Source organism: Symbiopectobacterium sp. Eva_TO (genome assembly GCF_053848865.1).
In genome coordinates, this window is sequence record NZ_JBSPEY010000004.1 from 2,601,675 (window position 1) to 2,617,596 (window position 15,922).

The 15,922-nt window shown below is 50.0% G+C and carries 21 protein-coding genes and 1 tRNA gene; 21 read left to right on the plus strand and 1 reads right to left on the minus strand.

Features of this window, described 5'->3' with window-relative positions:
- Positions 1-100 precede the first annotated feature (100 nt).
- Positions 101-490: an antiterminator Q family protein gene (locus tag ACWWJF_RS15745; RefSeq protein WP_455869981.1), complete on the plus strand. Its 390-nt coding sequence runs from the start codon at positions 101-103 to the stop codon at positions 488-490.
- A gap of 103 nt (positions 491-593) precedes the next feature.
- On the opposite strand, the gene ACWWJF_RS15750 is transcribed toward ACWWJF_RS15745, so the two are convergent.
- Positions 594-896 (minus strand): Arc family DNA-binding protein, encoded by a 303-nt coding sequence (locus tag ACWWJF_RS15750; RefSeq protein ID WP_455869982.1) that lies wholly within the window; start codon positions 894-896, stop codon positions 594-596.
- A 93-nt stretch (positions 897-989) separates the two neighbouring features.
- Here ACWWJF_RS15750 and ACWWJF_RS15755 point away from each other — a divergent pair, with 93 nt between their 5' ends.
- The 20 genes from ACWWJF_RS15755 (at position 990) to ACWWJF_RS15850 (ending at position 15,880) form a co-directional block, all read left to right on the plus strand.
- Positions 990-1,181, plus strand: coding sequence for an Arc family DNA-binding protein (locus tag ACWWJF_RS15755; RefSeq protein ID WP_455871123.1), 192 nt, complete (start codon positions 990-992; stop codon positions 1,179-1,181).
- A 20-nt stretch (positions 1,182-1,201) separates the two neighbouring features.
- Positions 1,202-1,984, plus strand: coding sequence for a BRO-N domain-containing protein (locus ACWWJF_RS15760; protein ID WP_455869983.1), 783 nt, complete (start codon positions 1,202-1,204; stop codon positions 1,982-1,984).
- Positions 1,985-2,210: 226 nt separating this feature from the next.
- Positions 2,211-2,285 (plus strand) — tRNA-Asn (locus ACWWJF_RS15765).
- A gap of 82 nt (positions 2,286-2,367) precedes the next feature.
- Positions 2,368-2,622, plus strand: a complete 255-nt coding sequence (locus ACWWJF_RS15770; protein WP_455869984.1) for an HP1 family phage holin — start codon at positions 2,368-2,370, stop codon at positions 2,620-2,622.
- Positions 2,619-3,101 (plus strand): lysozyme, encoded by a 483-nt coding sequence (locus ACWWJF_RS15775; protein WP_455869985.1) that lies wholly within the window; start codon positions 2,619-2,621, stop codon positions 3,099-3,101. The genes ACWWJF_RS15770 and ACWWJF_RS15775 overlap by 4 nt, the downstream gene beginning before the upstream one ends.
- Positions 3,102-3,254: 153 nt before the next feature.
- A complete protein-coding gene (locus ACWWJF_RS15780) occupies positions 3,255-4,466 on the plus strand; it encodes a tyrosine-type recombinase/integrase (RefSeq protein ID WP_455869986.1) in 1,212 nt (403 codons plus the stop codon).
- Positions 4,467-4,516: 50 nt separating this feature from the next.
- Entirely contained in the window at positions 4,517-4,927 is a 411-nt protein-coding gene (locus ACWWJF_RS15785) for a helix-turn-helix transcriptional regulator (RefSeq protein ID WP_455869987.1), read from the plus strand.
- A 16-nt stretch (positions 4,928-4,943) separates the two neighbouring features.
- Positions 4,944-5,987 carry a hypothetical protein gene (locus ACWWJF_RS15790; protein WP_455869988.1) on the plus strand — a complete coding sequence of 348 codons (1,044 nt, stop codon included), beginning with the start codon at positions 4,944-4,946 and terminating at the stop codon, positions 5,985-5,987.
- The gene (locus ACWWJF_RS15795; protein ID WP_455869191.1) at positions 5,980-6,582 is read left to right on the plus strand and encodes an ORF6N domain-containing protein; all 603 of its coding nucleotides are present in this window, start codon (positions 5,980-5,982) and stop codon (positions 6,580-6,582) included. The genes ACWWJF_RS15790 and ACWWJF_RS15795 overlap by 8 nt, the downstream gene beginning before the upstream one ends.
- A gap of 183 nt (positions 6,583-6,765) precedes the next feature.
- Positions 6,766-7,344 (plus strand): hypothetical protein, encoded by a 579-nt coding sequence (locus ACWWJF_RS15800; protein WP_455869989.1) that lies wholly within the window; start codon positions 6,766-6,768, stop codon positions 7,342-7,344.
- 15 nt (positions 7,345-7,359) lie between these two features.
- Positions 7,360-7,692, plus strand: coding sequence for a hypothetical protein (locus ACWWJF_RS15805; protein WP_455871124.1), 333 nt, complete (start codon positions 7,360-7,362; stop codon positions 7,690-7,692).
- A complete protein-coding gene (locus tag ACWWJF_RS15810; RefSeq protein ID WP_455869990.1) occupies positions 7,689-10,385 on the plus strand; it encodes a DUF927 domain-containing protein in 2,697 nt (898 codons plus the stop codon). The genes ACWWJF_RS15805 and ACWWJF_RS15810 overlap by 4 nt, the downstream gene beginning before the upstream one ends.
- A gap of 569 nt (positions 10,386-10,954) precedes the next feature.
- On the plus strand, positions 10,955-11,134 hold the full coding sequence (locus ACWWJF_RS15815; RefSeq protein ID WP_455869991.1) for a hypothetical protein: 180 nt from the start codon (positions 10,955-10,957) through the stop codon (positions 11,132-11,134).
- A gap of 44 nt (positions 11,135-11,178) precedes the next feature.
- Positions 11,179-11,574 (plus strand): antiterminator Q family protein, encoded by a 396-nt coding sequence (locus ACWWJF_RS15820; RefSeq protein WP_455869992.1) that lies wholly within the window; start codon positions 11,179-11,181, stop codon positions 11,572-11,574.
- A gap of 252 nt (positions 11,575-11,826) precedes the next feature.
- Complete coding sequence (locus tag ACWWJF_RS15825; protein WP_455869993.1) at positions 11,827-13,017, plus strand: phage major capsid protein; 1,191 nt, start codon at positions 11,827-11,829, stop codon at positions 13,015-13,017.
- Between the two features lie 14 nt (positions 13,018-13,031).
- Positions 13,032-13,583 (plus strand): HK97 family phage prohead protease, encoded by a 552-nt coding sequence (locus ACWWJF_RS15830; protein ID WP_455869196.1) that lies wholly within the window; start codon positions 13,032-13,034, stop codon positions 13,581-13,583.
- Positions 13,568-14,794, plus strand: coding sequence for a phage portal protein (locus tag ACWWJF_RS15835; protein ID WP_455869994.1), 1,227 nt, complete (start codon positions 13,568-13,570; stop codon positions 14,792-14,794). Before ACWWJF_RS15830 ends, ACWWJF_RS15835 begins: the two co-directional genes overlap by 16 nt.
- Positions 14,791-15,132, plus strand: a complete 342-nt coding sequence (locus ACWWJF_RS15840; protein ID WP_455869198.1) for a phage head closure protein — start codon at positions 14,791-14,793, stop codon at positions 15,130-15,132. The genes ACWWJF_RS15835 and ACWWJF_RS15840 overlap by 4 nt, the downstream gene beginning before the upstream one ends.
- Positions 15,125-15,421 carry a head-tail connector protein gene (locus ACWWJF_RS15845; RefSeq protein ID WP_455869199.1) on the plus strand — a complete coding sequence of 99 codons (297 nt, stop codon included), beginning with the start codon at positions 15,125-15,127 and terminating at the stop codon, positions 15,419-15,421. Before ACWWJF_RS15840 ends, ACWWJF_RS15845 begins: the two co-directional genes overlap by 8 nt.
- A complete protein-coding gene (locus ACWWJF_RS15850) occupies positions 15,422-15,880 on the plus strand; it encodes an HNH endonuclease (protein ID WP_455869995.1) in 459 nt (152 codons plus the stop codon).
- Positions 15,881-15,922 lie beyond the last annotated feature (42 nt).

Here is a 15,922-nt window from a genome sequence, read left to right on the forward strand (position 1 = left end):
TGATCAACTACATCCTCAACCGCTTCACCCCAATCACCCATCAAGTACAGCCAACCAGCTATCAGAGTTGGGATGCAGCTCCAACGCGGAGGAAAGCCAAATGAGAGATATACAGCAGGTTATGGAGCGCTGGGGGGCATGGGCGGCAGATAATCGGGAGGATGTTTACTGGCCTCCTATCGCCGCTGGCTTTTCCGGCCTAATTCCGTCAAGAGTTCGCAGCCGCATTCAGTGTTGCGATGAAGATGGGCTGATTATTTCTAACGTAATGGCTGGGTTACGCACTAAGCATCCAGTGACCCATAACCTGTTGTTCGATTACTACGTCTTTGGGAAAACATTTATGCAATTGGCTCACGAGCATCATTGCTCTGATACGCATATAGGCAAGAAGCTACAAAACGCTGAGGGGGTCATTGACGGCTATCTCATGGCGCTGGATATCCGACTGGAAATGGACAAATACGTCAGGCGTGAGGCCGTAGCTTGACGATGAAGGGTATCCGGGGCAATATGTGTGCATTGCAACCGCAAAATCGGTTGTCGCGATTGGAACCCGGGATATCAACAGACACATAGCTGCGTTGGTGGTCTTAAAGGTCATCTGGTTTCCGATATTTGTAATTTTTCTCCAACTCGGTAAGCCTCTCCATCATTTCTTTGTGCATTTTTTCTTGTTTTTCGGTATGCCTCTTAAATTCATATTCTAGTGAAAAATCGACTTCTTTTTCTGTTAAATTCCAAGGTTCCTTTCTTTCTATGGCGCGGTGAATAGCAGCTTCAATAGCTGCCACAGCCTCGGCATTAACCGATCTTTTGTTCTCCTTTGCTAGAGAATGGAGCTGATCTTTCAACTCCAAGGAAAGCCTGATGTGTATTGTAGGTTCTCTTTTCATGGAAAAATTCCTGTCAATATTTTGTTGACACTATAGCCATTGGCTACTAAATTAACAATGGTAGCCAATGGCTATTATTTTAAAGGGGGAACCATGCAAAATGAAGTCAGGCCGCCGCAAGTAAATGTCCGTATGCCAGAAATCTTACGCGATACGATCAGAAAATTGGCTTGTTTAAATGGAAGATCTATGAACTCAGAGATTGTGCAAGTTCTTAAGGAACATGCCCACAAAAATAGTGAAGTCCTAACTGCGCTAACAGCTAGGACTCTTAATTTGCCCTAATCCACACAAGGATAAAAGACATGTCGATTTTAGCAAGGGCAGTGACTGAATGCACGCCAAAAAACGCAAATATTAATTTCACTTTTGAAGATTATCAGATAAGAACCATTATGAAAGATGGAAATCTATGGTTTGTTGCATCTGATGTTTGCAGGGCTGTCGAACTAGATAACACGTCTATTCGCAAGTTAGACGATGATGAAAAGGATCTGCATTCAATGCAGACCCCGGGAGGAATGCAGGACATATCAGTAATATCAGAATCTGGTCTATACACCCTTATTCTTCGCTGCCGGGATGCGGTAAAGCAGGGAACCTTACCGTGGCGTTTCCGTAAGTGGGTAACAAACGAAGTCCTGCCAACGATCCGTAAGACTGGTAGCTACGAGAGAAACTCAGTAGTAGAACCGTTGTCACCTAACGATATGAGCAACCTTACTCGCCTTGTCTGGCTAATGACCAAGGGCATGAAGTTCGAGAGGGCGTGGAATGCTGGTGTATGGCATTGCCTGCGCTCTGTAACCGGTAGACCATCACCGGAACCCTTCTCAGTAGATGATTTGCCAGCCCTCGGTGAAGAATGCCGCAGACTGTTGAAAGTGACATCGAGATTTAACTCGGTAGTCTACGACTTCGAGAAAGAGGTTATCCGCTCGGTAGTTAGGCGGCGTGGCAACATGGAGTCGATGATCGAAAAGATGAAAGGCCAAATGCTGGAATTTCAGGACAATGAACGCGACGGCATGCTCGCGCTGGATAAGTTATGCGAGTCCGGTGTAAAAGATTTACTTTATCGCCAATAAGGTCTTTACGATCGTAAAAAAAGCAATATTATGGTAAGGATGCCATCAAGGCATCAAGCTTACTAGCCTCAACTCCCTCAGGTGGTTGGGGCTTTTGTCTATTGACAGCGACTGATTGCTGAATAAAATCATTACGTCGCCCATCTAGCTTGTTGTTTCCTCCCTATCAGTTTGGCCAAGATGTGCGATAAGGCCCCGGTTAATCACCGGGGTTTTTTTCATTTCAGGGGCAGAAGCACAGCGGTTGTGCGTTCGGCTGTTAACTGAAGGGTCGAAGGTTCGAATCCTTCCTGTCCCGCCAATTTTCAGGCTGCGCTTCGGCGTGGCCTTTTTTTATCCCCCCTCAATCACACTGCGCCATCCGAAAAATCGGAGGTGAGGCTATGACACGAATGAGCACTCTCTACAGCAGGCTTTCATACGGAAGCGGAACGGGCTTAATGGGCCTTGGTGCATCAGCCAGAGCCTACGCCCAGGCAACAAAAGAAAGCCTATGGTTGCTTGCAAACAAAATGGCCGGGTTAACGCTCGGTGATTGGGCGATCATCGTCGGCATGGTCTGCACTATCGGCACTTTTGCAATTAACTGGTACTACCGCAGGAAGGAATACCAGTTGAGGGAAAAAGGCGGGGTATGAGGCGTAGGAGTAAAAGAGAAATTGCAGCCGGTGTAGTGTGCTCTGTCGGAGTGATCATCGGAATAGTGATGAACAACGGCCAGGTGCGAACCAACAAAGCTGGCCTGGAGCTTATCGGCAATGCTGAATCATGTCGCCGTGACCCTTACCTATGCCCAGCCGGTATGTTGACTGATGGCATTGGCAATACGCATGGCGTTGTCGATGGCACCCGTAAGACGGACGGGCAAATCGCAGCGGACTGGCAGAAAAACATCCTTGAGGCTGAAAGTTGCGTTGATAAATACGCAGGTGGTAAGAAATTGCCGGATAACGCATTCAGCGCAGCAGTGAGCATTGCTTTTAATGCTGGCTGTCCAAAGATTCAGGCTTCAACCCTGTTTCAGTTATTCCGTGCAGGAAAAATTCAGGCGGCGTGTGAGCAGTTCCCGCGTTGGGTATATAGCGGCGGTAAAGTTCTTCCTGGGGTTATTATTTAGCGTTTATACTCGTTTCCATATGCTCACTGCTAGAGGGCAAAAGCTCTGATTAATAATCTTTTTTTAGGTTTAACTCTTCATATTCGTTTCCTTTCATTCACTCTCTTACAGTAAAATGTGTATAAACTTTCGCGTAAAACATTGAGGTGTGTAGTGGGCGGAGATCTGAACAAACTGTCTGACAAGCGGCTTAAAAATCTGATGGGGACGACTCGTGATAAGCCTGAGTTCTTTGCTGATGGAGCAGGCCTTAGCGTGAGAGTGTCACCAGTCGGCGGCATTAGCTGGACATTCACCTATCGCAACAATGGGGTACTTCAGCGCGTGACGTTGGGGCGCTATCCCGATATGAGTCTGAAGAAGGCGAGGGAGAAGCGCGACGAGTGCCGGACATGGCTATCTGATGGCAAAGACCCGAAGCGGCAGCTTAAGCTTAAGAAACAGGAATCACTCAAGCCAGTAACGGTTAGGGATGCAATTGAGTATTGGGTAAAACATTATGCTATGGGAAGAGTGAGTAGCATTAATAATAAGATGCAACTATTAAAAAAGCATATTTATCCCTACATAGGGAATATGGCTGTATCCGATTGTGAAACTCGTTATTGGTTAGAGTGTTTTGACCGTATGAAACACATTCCGGTAACAGCGGGGAAAGTGTTTCAGATATGTAGACAAGCGTTAAAGTTCTGTCGGGTTCGTCGATATGCGCCAAACAATGCGTTAGATGATCTAACTATAGCTGATGTGGGTAAAACATCAGGAAAAAGAGATAGAGTGTTAACTGATACAGAAATCGGTCAGCTATGGTTATTCATAAACAATAATAATTCATTACTGCCTTACTATTCCGTATGGTTGAAAATATTAATGGTTTTTGGCTGTCGAAGCGGAGAGGCTAGATTATCCCGTTGGGATGAATGGGATTTAGATAACGGGTTATGGACTGTTCCTAAAGAGCATAGCAAAACTGAGACGCCTATAATTAGACCTATACCCGAAAAGATACGACCATGTATTGAGATATTGCGCGCCCATAACTTACGAACCGGGTATTTTCTTGGAGAAATAAAGAAGGATTGCACGGTAGCCGCATTTGGCGGGAAAATATGTAAAAAACTCGGCCACGATAAACACTGGACGCCTCACGACCTGCGCCGGACGCTGGCAACCAAGCTGAATGACATGGGGGTAATGCCGCATGTGGTAGAGCAGCTTCTAGGCCATGCTATGCCGGGAGTCATGGGTATCTACAACCGGAGTCAGTACTTGCCGGAGAAACTGGACGCGCTAAATCGGTGGATGGACAGACTTGATGAACTGGCAGAAAAGAGTGTGCTACCGGATGGATTAATTAAACGGTAGCCAAACGTAATTTTATTTATTGAAAATATTTCCATGTCAAAAATAAATGGATGGAAATAGAGAGAAATAAATCTGAATGTCCTATTCCAGTGTGGAGAAGAATAACCGCTTCTCCGCCCTGTTTACTTTCTTATCTAACTCTGAAAACATACTTAAAAATACTGAAGCATGGAGATGATAGCGTGGCTCATAAATACGTTTACCCCACGGATGAAGAACGCCGAAAGTTGCTTAATTCCGTCAACGAACCCTACGAACGTTTTATTCGTGAAGATGAAAGGCATAAGCTTACCGCGATAGGAAAAATCAGTGCGTGGAAATGGGAACAGGAAGGACGATTTCCCAAACGTATTAAGCTTGGCGCAACCTCGAATGCGTGGCGCTTGAGCGAAGTGTTGCACTGGATGCAAGATCCGCCTGTCAGGGATTTAAGCAAAAACAAGCAATCTAGCACCAATTAACAAATAAGGTCTAACCATGTTAACGATAATTTCCGGTAATAACCGGAACGGGTATCCCTACGCCTTAAATAAAGTGGGCGATATATTTCAGTGCGGCATTCCTCCGTTTCAAACGGAGGGATTAATTGACTTGGGGAAGGCCAGCCAGAAAGAAGCCTTCTCCTTGGCTGGCTCATTGAGCTTAATATTTAGCTCAATCAAAGCGACAGCAACGGGCAGCGCCGGGGTCACTGTATCGATGACCTCTGAGGATTCAGCGGGTTATGCCAATTTGAGCTCGCCAAAATCGGCGAGTGCAAAATCTCGCCACCACCAGATCCCCATGCCGGAGGTCACTGTGACCTCTCGCAATACAATCAATGGTTTAGCTTCCGCTCATATGGTGGGGGTATGTGCAGATAACCATCTGAATGAAAAAGCAAATTCTGGATTTGTGCAGACGGCAGGCAAAGAAAAAGGGCCACGTCCGGCCCTTCGAGTCATGCAGTTGCTCACTTGTGAGGAAGCGAACGAATTACACCACAATTTGCCCTTGCAAGCTACTAGCAATCTGTCCTATAGTCGTAGCGTTGCCCGTCAATGGGCAGCCGGGTTTAGCATCCTGAATACAGAAGCGGACATAAGCCGCTTCAAAGTGCGGTTTTTTTGCGTCCGAAACCTGCGTTGCGCCCCTATAATGGTGGGACGTAACGGGGGAGCCTTCGGGCTCGCTGGTTTCTTCTGTGCCGGTATGCTAACCCCGATACGTCTCGCCACCTCGTTTAGCATCGAGGCGGTGAGGTTGCAAAACCTTACAGAAGAGGCCACCGCTATGGTTGCTACCACCCAAACTCGCCCCGAGTTTATTGATACCTACTGGATTATCCCCGAATACGAGACCACGCCCTACGGCAAAGTGTCGTTCACCCGCCAAGATCGCCGCACTTTCATCGCCCTGTTCAAAGACAGCCGCATAATCTGGGCCGGGCGTCAACCCGTGCAAGGAAGGGTCAACATCACCCCACCTTCAACCTCAACCATAACGGAAATCGTTACAGTTCAGGGGGTGGCACATGTCTAACTTCGTCGCCATCCAGAACACCGCTATGCCGGTAGTCGAGTACCAAGGTAAGCGCGTCGTCACCTTCGCCATGATTGATAAGGCGCATGGGCGCAAGAAGGGAGCCGCGAAACGGACATTCAACCGCAATAAATCCCGCTTTGTTGAGGGAAAAGACTTCTTCGAGCTCACTTGGGGTCTTAAAGACCCCGAGTCGCTGAAAGGTGTATTTCCGCCTCGCACACCGAAGGGGATCCTCATTACAGAACCCGGTTATTTATTACTGGTGAAACCTTTCGGTGATGACCTCTCTTGGGATGTACAGCGCCAGATGGTAGATGCCTACTTCCGCCGCAACACCTTAGGCGAACTCCGCCACGTAGAGATCCCCAGCCTCGAAGAGTTGCGCGAGATGCCACCGGAGAAAGCCCAGCACATCGTTGCCAAGGCCGAGAAAGAATCTTCCTTCGGTCACGGTAAGCCCGGAAGTGCTGCCATGACATTACGCCGCAAGGAATTAAAGCAGATACGTCCGGCAATCAGGACATTAATTGACCTGCATCAGATATCTATCTGTGATTTGGGCGACTTTGCCAAGGAGGTGGCACATGCGTAACGCTCCTATCCCTCTCGATACCGCCGCATACCGGGCAAGTGCGGCATGTTCACTGTATGAAGTCATTCTTGATAAGGCTAATGATGAGAAAGTATCTCCGGTTCTTATCGACTTACTCAGTATAGCGTGTGACCTCAACTGCGAAGTTAGCCGCTCCTTGGCTGCTGTGATGGAGGATGACGCATGAGTCGCTATCACGTCGAGAATATCCCGGACGGTATCAACATCTCGCAACACACCGCTGAGCGCCTGTACGGACATGTAGACCTCATACCCTACGCCGATGCCATGACGCGCCTAGACGCTGGTGAGTGGGATGACGACCTAAATTTGGCGTTTGAGATTGCCCGCAAATGGGGGCAGTCCGACTACGACTATACCCACCATGACGCGCTGCTGCTCTGGCGCTGGGTGATTGCCTTCGCCTTTAACCATGAGCAGCGTGTGGCCAACGGCACCGTTACCGTTGAGTGGAGACCGGGCGAGTTCCGCGAATGTGCGGTTTATCAGGGCGAATATGGCGCGATGAACCTTTATCTGTCCGCTGAACGCTTCGCGATGGCTAACAACATCGAGGGGGCGCTGATTGAAAAATACGGCCCTGAACAAGGAATGATGAACGCCATTCAGTTCTACACCGCCATGCGTGGTGAACGTGGCGGCCTCTCTGATATGGGGCGCGAGGTGCTATGCGAGTTGCACGATAGCTTTATCAAAACGCTGAACGACTCCGGGATGCCGGAAGCGCCAACGGCGCATTGAGGGGGAAATATGGCACTGATAACAAAAAACTTCCGCCTTAATGCGCTGGCTAACCAGTATTCGGCGGTGCTGTATGACCATCTGACCACGACCAATGGTGGGGAGCACTTTGTGATTAAAACTGTATCCCCCATTGAAGTTCAGATAGCTGGTGGGGTGAAAGGCGTCCGTGACCTCGTGGATAGCTATTTTCTGGAAGCCTTGCAGCAGAACTACAGGCTATGGGAGGACGCTGCCATACGGTTGTTGGAAAAGTGCGTCACCGAGCAGGGATTGACGGCCTACGGTGCTGAAATCTGGCAGTCGATGGTGGCGGATATGACATCAACGCTCGGAGGTGGGGTATGACTACTTTTGTCGATGAAGTCCGCCTCAAGGCTAACGGGCATTGGGAGCCAATTCTGGAGCGCCTCGGCATATCGACCAACCGCAAGGAGGGCGAATGCCCCCACTGTGGTGGTAAGACCCGTTATCGCTTTGACGACTTAGAGGGGCGTGGTACCTATCTATGCTCGCACTGTGGCGCAGGAACGGGGCTGGATTTGGTGATGAAAGTCAAGCAATGCACTGCACCCGAGGCTGCCACAATGGTGGCTGAGGTGATGTCTATGCCGCTACCGGAGAAGCAGCCAGCCAAAGAGAAGCCTCTACGCCCGATAGCTGAACGTGTGGAGGAATTGATGAAAACTACCCATATGGGCGAGTCCGTCTATCTCAACAATAAGGGGCTGAAAGGCCCCCACACGTTGCTCAAGGATGGTTCGTTGCTGCTAGTACTCCGCACGATGGCGGGTACGGTGACCGGCGCTCAGACTATACGGCCCACGGGAGAAAAGCGCCTACTCGCGGGCACGAAAAAGAAAGGGGCCTTTATTCCGGTTGGCGATATTCCCGAGAACCCCGACAGCGTGGTGATCACCGAGGGCTATGCCACAGCGTTAAGTCTGGCTGTGTGTGGCGCTGAGGTCATACTGGCGGCCATTGATGCGGGCAATCTGCTATCTGTCGCTCAGGCGGTGCGGGAGCGCTGGCCCCAAACGCCGATCATCATAGCCGGAGATAACGATGTGACCCCGGAGGGTGAGAACGTCGGTAAGCATGCTGCCGAGGAAGCTGCACGTGCCGCTTCTTGCCTGTTTGCCGTGCCGCCAACTGACCATAAGGCCGACTGGAATGATTACCGCCAGCAGAACGGCGTAGAGGCGCTACAGCGGACTTTTGTGGCAAGTACAACGGTGCCAGAAATACTGATGGCGGAGGAAGTCGAGCAGATTGAGGAGAAGATGGTGGCATCAACAACTTTAACCGTCATTGAAGGCGGAAAGAAAGCGAAGAAAACGCCTGACCCGCTGAAGCCCCGGATTGAAAGCCGTGAGGAGGGCGTGTATTGGGTCGAGCCAAAAATGGATAAAGATACCGGTGAAATAGTTAATAAGGAGCAATGGTTATGCTCCGCTATCAACGTTATCGGTAAGGGCGAGGATGAAAAAGAGCGTTACCTGATTCTGGAGTGGAGCAAAGGTAAGAAAAAAGCAATTACACGAAAGGCAATCCGTGCTGCCGACATTGGCGAGCGTGAAGGATGGCGCATTCTAAAGGCAGGCGGCGTCGATGTGACGACCAAATCAGGATTGCGGGCAACGCTGGGCGACTGGCTGCAACGTTCAGCAGGAAAAGAGATGTGGAGCATAACTCCGCGCTCTGGCTGGCATAAAGGGGCCTATATCATGCCCGATGGGTCAATCATCGGTGAGCCAGAACAGCCGATTATGTTTAACGGAGGAACCGCAGCCGCAGAAGCCTACAGCGTCGAGGGAACGGCGGAAAGCTGGCGGGATAATGTGGCGCGTCTGGCTGAGGGGAATCCTTTCCAAATGCTAACCGTGGGTGTTGCCCTTGCTGCCCCCATGCTGCCATTGGTGGGGGCTGATGGGTTCGGCGTTCATTTGTATGCACAGTCTACCGCCGGTAAGACGACCGCTGAAGATTTAGCAGCCAGCCTGTACGGTGAGCCTGAGCGTCAGAGGCTGACGTGGTACGGCACTGCGCTTGGTGTGGCTAACGAGGCGGAGGCGCATAACCACGGTTTGTTATCGCTCGATGAAGTAGACCAGGGGGCCGCACCCAAGCACGTGTACACCGCTGCCTATACGCTGTTCAACGGTAAGGGGAAATTGCAGGGTTCCCCGGAAGGCGGCAACCGTGAGCAAAAATACTGGAAAACCGCGGTAATAAGTACCGGAGAGCGTGATCTGGAAACCTACCTGAAAAGTGCAGGTATCAAGGTTAACGCCGGGCAACTGGTGCGTTTGCTCAATATCCCGGTCACACGTCCAACCCAGTTACACGGGCATGAAAGTGGTAAGGCACATGCGGATGCGTTGAAAGACGCGTGGAAGCAGCATCACGGGGCCGCGGGCCGGGAGTGGATCCAATACCTCTCAACCCGCAAGCAAGAGGCTATCGAAGCGTACCAGGAGGCTAAACGCCGCTGGCAGTCACTTATCCCGGAAAGCTACGGTGAACAGGTGCATCGTGTGACCGACCGTTTCGCCGTCATCGAAGCCGCATTGATCATGGGAAAAGTCATAACCGGGTGGGAAGCTCAAGGTTGCCGCGATGCATTACAGCATATTTTTAATATTTGGGTGGCCACCTTTGGTACGGGCAATAAAGAGATTGAGCAAATAAAGCAGCAGGTAGAGGCATTTTTAAATAATTACGGGTTTAGTCGTTACCTGCCTTACCCCAACCCAGACCCTAGAGATCTTCCTGTACATAAGTTAGCTGGCTACCGTACTGGAAAAGCGTTTGAAGAGGGAGCATCTTTCCGGTTCTACACATTCCCCAATGTCTTTGAGGAAGAGATTGCCAATGGATTCGAGTACAAAGAGTTTGCTCGGGTACTCGCAGAACTTGGCATGCTGGAAACGGGAGGGGATCGCTACAAGAAGAAAGCGCTTAATAAGATTGGTGGTAAACAACATGTTTTCTATGTGCTGATGTTTGGACCAGAAGAACCAGACCAGCCAAAAGAATAATTCAAACGCGCGCGAAAATGTGGAGATATTGACGGGTTACGAGAGTAGATATCACATTAAACCACTGAAATATAATAAATAACATAACCCGTAAAATACTATATATAACCCGTAAATATCAATTTGTAACCCGTAGATTGGGTATTGTAACCCGTGAAACGCCGTTTCTAACCCGTGAGTCACTTCCTGTAATTATATTAAGGCGGGATTGCTGTACGGGTTATTGGAGCAGATTTTACGGGTTATGATTGGGGTTTTACGGGTTACGATTTTCTGATTAAAAAATATTATAATATTGATTATTAAGGAAAATAAAAGCTTATCGCCCTATGATAACCCGGTAACCCGTGTAACCCGTGGCTTTTTTTACTTTTTACAAAACGCGTTTAGCAAAGAGATGTTTATCTACCGTTGATGCTGGCACGTCAGCTAAGCCAACACGCCAGCCAAAGGAAAAGCCTCTTCTCTGGCTGGCCTACCCAGCTCACGCCTTACGCCGGGATACATGATTAGGCACCTCAGTAACAGGAGATACGGACATGCCATTATCAGCACGAGAAATACAGCATATGCAGGCAGACTGTCAGACGCTAATTAATAGCGGCGTCGAACCCGAGCATGTTTATCAGGTGTTGACGCTTATCGAGTTACAGCGCATTCGCAGCGGAATAGAGAATCAGGAGGTGCTGCTTGAATCGATATTCGAGGTCACCAGAAAGATAGAGGACTCGCTGCCGATATACGAATAGCCATGTTAAAATACCCCATCCTCTTCTGACATTAAGGCCCTATTATGCGGGATATTCAACTTGTGCTTGAAAGGTGGGGAGCGTGGGCGGCGGATGAGGGTATTGATGGAAAATGGAAGACGACATCGATATTTATGAAGGGGGTTATTCCTTCCAGTAAAAAATCACTACCCAGTTGCTGTGATGATGACGGTATAAAGATAGATGCGGCTATTAGACGGCTAAAGCATTACAACAGCTATTACCATCAATTTATCCATCTGCATTACTTAAAACGCCAGTCAGTGAGCACCATTGCTAACCGTCTCGGCATTTCAAGGGTGTTGGTTATCAAGCGGCTACAGGCTGCTGAAGGCTTTGTCGAGGGCTGTCTTGCAATGGCTGATATCACCCTTGAGATGGATAAACTCGTACAAAAAGAGAATATTTACCAGCGCTGACAATAAAAATAATTGCCTCTGGATAAATAAATGCTTTTCATATTCGTTCGTGGCCGTTTATTTTCGTTCACGTTAAATCAGAGCATCATTGATTATATTTATTTCTTCATTCGGCAGGTGTAAAATATCTCCAGTTCAGACATAACTAAATCCTTGCAATACTTTTTGTGGTAGCGGCGGTTATCCTTCACACAGTAACCGCTGCGCTTTTTTATGGTGTTGCAGGTTTATTCCCAAACAGACAGAGATGCCATGAAAAAATTAATTGAATTACGCCAGCAAAAAACGGCTATTGCTGAACAGATGCGAACCCTATTAACGCAATCTGAACAGGAAAAACGCAGCCTGAATGACGAAGAAGCGAAACAGTTTGATGAATTACGTTCACAGGCTGATTCCCTGAATACCGATATTTCCCGCTATGAAGCCATTGTCGAGGAAACACGCGCCAAGACTGATATCACTCCCCCGGCGAGCCAGCCGCTTACCAACGCAGAATTACGCCACTATGTGATGACCGGTGATACTCGTTCATTATCAACCAGCGTTTCAGACGATGGCGGCTACACGGTTATCCCCGAACTCGACAAACAGATTATGCGTCGTCTGACGGATAACTCCGAGATGCGTCAGATTTGTACCGTGAAGCGGGTTCACAGCAACGAATATAAAAAACTGGTGTCGCTGGGTGGGGCTACTGTCACGCACGGCGTAGAGGGCACTGCACATGCAGAAACGAATACCTCAAAGTTAGCCGATGTCAGCATCAAGCTCTTCCCAATCTATGCCTACCCCAAGACCACGCAGGAAATTCTTGATTTTAGCGACGTCGATATTCTCTCCTGGCTGACCGAGGAAATCGCCGACACCTTTACCGAGACCGAAGAAACAGATTTGGTTACGGGGGATGGCGACAAGAAAGCTAAAGGCTTTCTGGCCTATACCCGTGAAGCCAAAAACGATAAAGACAGAGAGTTTGGCAAGCTGGAAAAGCTGGTCACTGCCGGCGCTGCACCAACGGCTGACGAGTTAATCGACCTGATATTCAAGCTGAAGAAGCAATACCGCAAAAATGCCGTATGGGTAATGAATTCCAATACCGCCGCGACGCTGCAAAAGCTGAAAAACAGCAACGGCGATTACATTTGGCGCGACCGGATGCAGGCAGGCGACCCTGATATGTTGTTAGGTCATCCCGTGCATTACCTTGAGTACATGCCGGATGCGGCAGCGGGCAAGGCGGTATTGGCGGTAGGCGACTTCAAGCGCGGCTATACCATCGTTGACCACGAGACCGGCACCCGTACCCGTCCAGATGCGATCACCGAGCCGAACTTCTTCAAGCTGCATACCAGCAAGTACCTCGGCGGCGGGCTGGTTGACTCCAACGCTATCAAAGTGCTGGAAATCAAAGCGGCAGGAAGCGGCGGAACGGGTGGTTAAGGGTGACTCACTCAATGAATACCCATGATATCGAAATCCGCACAGCCACCCTTACCCGGAAAGACCAAGCGTTGACCGGGTATGCGGTGAAGTGGAATAGCTGTTCACATGTGCTGTTCGATGAATTTGTTGAACAGTTCGCCCCCTATGCCTTCCGTGACCATCTGGCGGCGGGTCAGGATGTCTTGGCGCTCTGGGAGCATGACCCCAAGAGCTTATTGGGCAGAACGGCTTCCGGCACGCTGGCATTGCATGAAGATGAAACCGGGCTGCACTTCGCCCTGAATCCCCCGGATACGCAGTTAGGCCGGGATGTGCTGACGATGGTAGAGCGTGGTGACATTACTGGGATGAGCTTTGGCTTTCGTGCGCTAAAAGACTATTGGAATATTGCCCGTAAACCCCACGTGAGAACCGTGCAACGCGCTGAGCTAAAGGAAATTACTATAACCAGCCTCCCCGCCTATCCTGAAAGCGCCGTTGAGATAGCCAGAAGGTCACTGCATCAATCAGCTAAAAATGTAGCCGATAACCGCCGCCGCTGGCTGCAATGGGTGGCGGTGTGAACATGTGGCCCTTCAAACGTAAGAGCGAAGCCCGCAGTCTGACGATAGATGAGTTTCTCTCTCTGGCCGGTGTTCCTAACTCTGCTTCCGGGGAATATGTATCGCCGACAACGGCTGAATCGCTACCCGCTGTGATGAATGCCGTGACGGTGATTAGCGAAGCCGTCGCAGCCATGCCCTGCTACCTGTACCGGGTCACGCACCATGACGGGCAGGAGGCGCGGGAATGGCTCAGTGACCACCCGGTTGATCACCTGCTGAACGAAGCCCCCAACGACTGCCAGACGGCCTACCAGTTCAAGCGGACGCTGATGCGCCACTGTCTGCTGAACGGTAACGCCTATGCCGTCATTGAGTGGGGAAAGGACGGACAGCCCAAAAGCTTACACCCTTACCCGCCGCAAGCCGTGACGGTGAACCAGATTGGCGACCATCGTTACGCCTATACCGTTACAGAGCCATATAGCGGTAAGTCGAGAACTTACTTACAACATGAAGTACTGCACCTCAGGTATGCCACTGATGACGGCTTTATGGGGCGCTCACCCATAACACAATGCAGGGAAACGCTGGGGCTTGGACTGGCCCAACAGCGCCACGGTGCCAGCATCATGAAAGATGGGATGATGGCGGCGGGGATTATCAAATCGGGTGACTGGCTCGACGGCGTTAAAGGCGTCAAGGCGCTTGAGGCGCTGGAGCGCTACAAGGGGGCGAGGAATGCGGGTAAAACGCCCATTCTCGAAGGCAACATGCAGTACGAAAAACTGGGCATGAGCAATCAGGATGCGGAATGGCTTGCCTCCCGTCGCATGACGATTGAGGACGTCGGGCGCATGTTCAATGTGAGTCCTATTTTTCTGCAAGAGTACAGCAACAGCACCTACAGCAACTTTAGCGAAGCCAGCCGTGCCTTTCTGACCATGACAATCCGCCCGTGGCTGACCAACTTTGAGCAGCAAATCAAGGCGGCGCTACTGGTGGAGTCCAGCATACCCCATGTGCGCTATCAAATTGAATTTGATTCTGCTGACCTGCTGCGCTCGAACCCGCAAGAACGATTTCAAAGTTACGAGACCGCGATTAAATCCGGGGTGATGAGTCCCAATGAAGCCCGTGAGCGTGAAGGGTTATCACCTCGTGAAGGTGGCGATGAGTTCAGTCAGGCATGGCAGCAGGAAGTGAAGGTGAAGCAGGAGACGACCCCATGAGAGCGGGCGGATTACGTCACCGGGTGACAATTCAACATTTTACCTCCTATCGGGATGCGGGCGGTCAGCCCATTAAAACGTGGCGTGATACAGCTACGGTATGGGCGCAGGTAACAGGTATTAACGGGCGTGAACGTGTAGCGGCAGGCGCGGTATCTGCCGAGGCGACAATACGTGTGTGGATGCGTCACCGCCGTGATGTATCTGCAGCGTCACGATTGCTGTGCCTAACCGGGCCGTTTGCCGGAAAAATGCTGGATATTATCGGTCCGCCGATCCCAGACGATAAAGGCACCCGTCTTGAGTTGCTGTGTAAGGGAGGCGTGAAACGTGGCTGAACTGATTACGCTGGCAGAAGTGAAACTGCACTGTCGCATTGATAAAGACGACGAAGACCCCCTGATACAAGGGTATATCGAGGCCGCGCTAGATGTCTGCCAGAAGCATATCGGCAAGCAGTTCAGCGATGGGATGAAATTTACTCCGGCGCTAAAGGTGGGATGCCTTCTACTGATAGGCTTCTGGTACGAGAACCGGGAAGCAGTGAGAGCAGGCGACAAAGCCAGCGAGTTACCGTTTACCACAAAGAGCCTATGGAATTATTACCGTGACGTAGGAATTTATTGAATGCCATACCAACCATTAAGAAGATGCACAGAGCCGGGCTGCTTTAAGCGTGTGAAGTCTGGCAAGTGTGAGCTGCATAAGCAGGCAGCCAGACGCCTACAGGATAAGCGCCGGGGAACGCATACCCAGCGTGGCTACTCCAGCCAATGGGCGAAGTACCGATTGATATATCTCAAAGAGCATCCGCTTTGTGTGATGTGCGAGAGCAAAGGGATTTATACCCCCGCGAAGATAGTTGACCATATCATTCCGGTCGATGGTGGCAGTGATGTGCTGTTCTGGTGGAAAGATAACCATCAGGCGCTATGCATGAGTTGCCACTCCCGCAAGACAATGACGAAAGACCCGCAGACCAAAGCACAGCGCAAGGCGGGCATGTTCCGCGAACAGGAAGAGAAGGCCGCCCATCGTAATGACTGGATACACGAGTATAACCTTAATGGCATTAAAAATAATTAGATCAAATGCTTATAAATATAAAATAGATAGGTGGGGGGAGTT

What these genes read in the sequence shown, in the direction of transcription:
- ACWWJF_RS15745 (WP_455869981.1), top strand. Translation starts at nt 101, where the DNA reads ATGAGAGATATACAGCAGGTTATGGAGCGCTGGGGGGCATGGGCGGCA.
- ACWWJF_RS15750 (WP_455869982.1), bottom strand. Translation starts at nt 896, where the DNA reads ATGAAAAGAGAACCTACAATACACATCAGGCTTTCCTTGGAGTTGAAA.
- ACWWJF_RS15755 (WP_455871123.1), top strand. Translation starts at nt 990, where the DNA reads ATGCAAAATGAAGTCAGGCCGCCGCAAGTAAATGTCCGTATGCCAGAA.
- ACWWJF_RS15760 (WP_455869983.1), top strand. Translation starts at nt 1,202, where the DNA reads ATGTCGATTTTAGCAAGGGCAGTGACTGAATGCACGCCAAAAAACGCA.
- ACWWJF_RS15770 (WP_455869984.1), top strand. Translation starts at nt 2,368, where the DNA reads ATGACACGAATGAGCACTCTCTACAGCAGGCTTTCATACGGAAGCGGA.
- ACWWJF_RS15775 (WP_455869985.1), top strand. Translation starts at nt 2,619, where the DNA reads ATGAGGCGTAGGAGTAAAAGAGAAATTGCAGCCGGTGTAGTGTGCTCT.
- ACWWJF_RS15785 (WP_455869987.1), top strand. Translation starts at nt 4,517, where the DNA reads ATGGAAATAGAGAGAAATAAATCTGAATGTCCTATTCCAGTGTGGAGA.
- ACWWJF_RS15790 (WP_455869988.1), top strand. Translation starts at nt 4,944, where the DNA reads ATGTTAACGATAATTTCCGGTAATAACCGGAACGGGTATCCCTACGCC.
- ACWWJF_RS15795 (WP_455869191.1), top strand. Translation starts at nt 5,980, where the DNA reads ATGTCTAACTTCGTCGCCATCCAGAACACCGCTATGCCGGTAGTCGAG.
- ACWWJF_RS15800 (WP_455869989.1), top strand. Translation starts at nt 6,766, where the DNA reads ATGAGTCGCTATCACGTCGAGAATATCCCGGACGGTATCAACATCTCG.
- ACWWJF_RS15810 (WP_455869990.1), top strand. Translation starts at nt 7,689, where the DNA reads ATGACTACTTTTGTCGATGAAGTCCGCCTCAAGGCTAACGGGCATTGG.
- ACWWJF_RS15815 (WP_455869991.1), top strand. Translation starts at nt 10,955, where the DNA reads ATGCAGGCAGACTGTCAGACGCTAATTAATAGCGGCGTCGAACCCGAG.
- ACWWJF_RS15820 (WP_455869992.1), top strand. Translation starts at nt 11,179, where the DNA reads ATGCGGGATATTCAACTTGTGCTTGAAAGGTGGGGAGCGTGGGCGGCG.
- ACWWJF_RS15825 (WP_455869993.1), top strand. Translation starts at nt 11,827, where the DNA reads ATGAAAAAATTAATTGAATTACGCCAGCAAAAAACGGCTATTGCTGAA.
- ACWWJF_RS15830 (WP_455869196.1), top strand. Translation starts at nt 13,032, where the DNA reads ATGAATACCCATGATATCGAAATCCGCACAGCCACCCTTACCCGGAAA.
- ACWWJF_RS15835 (WP_455869994.1), top strand. Translation starts at nt 13,568, where the DNA reads ATGGGTGGCGGTGTGAACATGTGGCCCTTCAAACGTAAGAGCGAAGCC.
- ACWWJF_RS15840 (WP_455869198.1), top strand. Translation starts at nt 14,791, where the DNA reads ATGAGAGCGGGCGGATTACGTCACCGGGTGACAATTCAACATTTTACC.
- ACWWJF_RS15850 (WP_455869995.1), top strand. Translation starts at nt 15,422, where the DNA reads ATGCCATACCAACCATTAAGAAGATGCACAGAGCCGGGCTGCTTTAAG.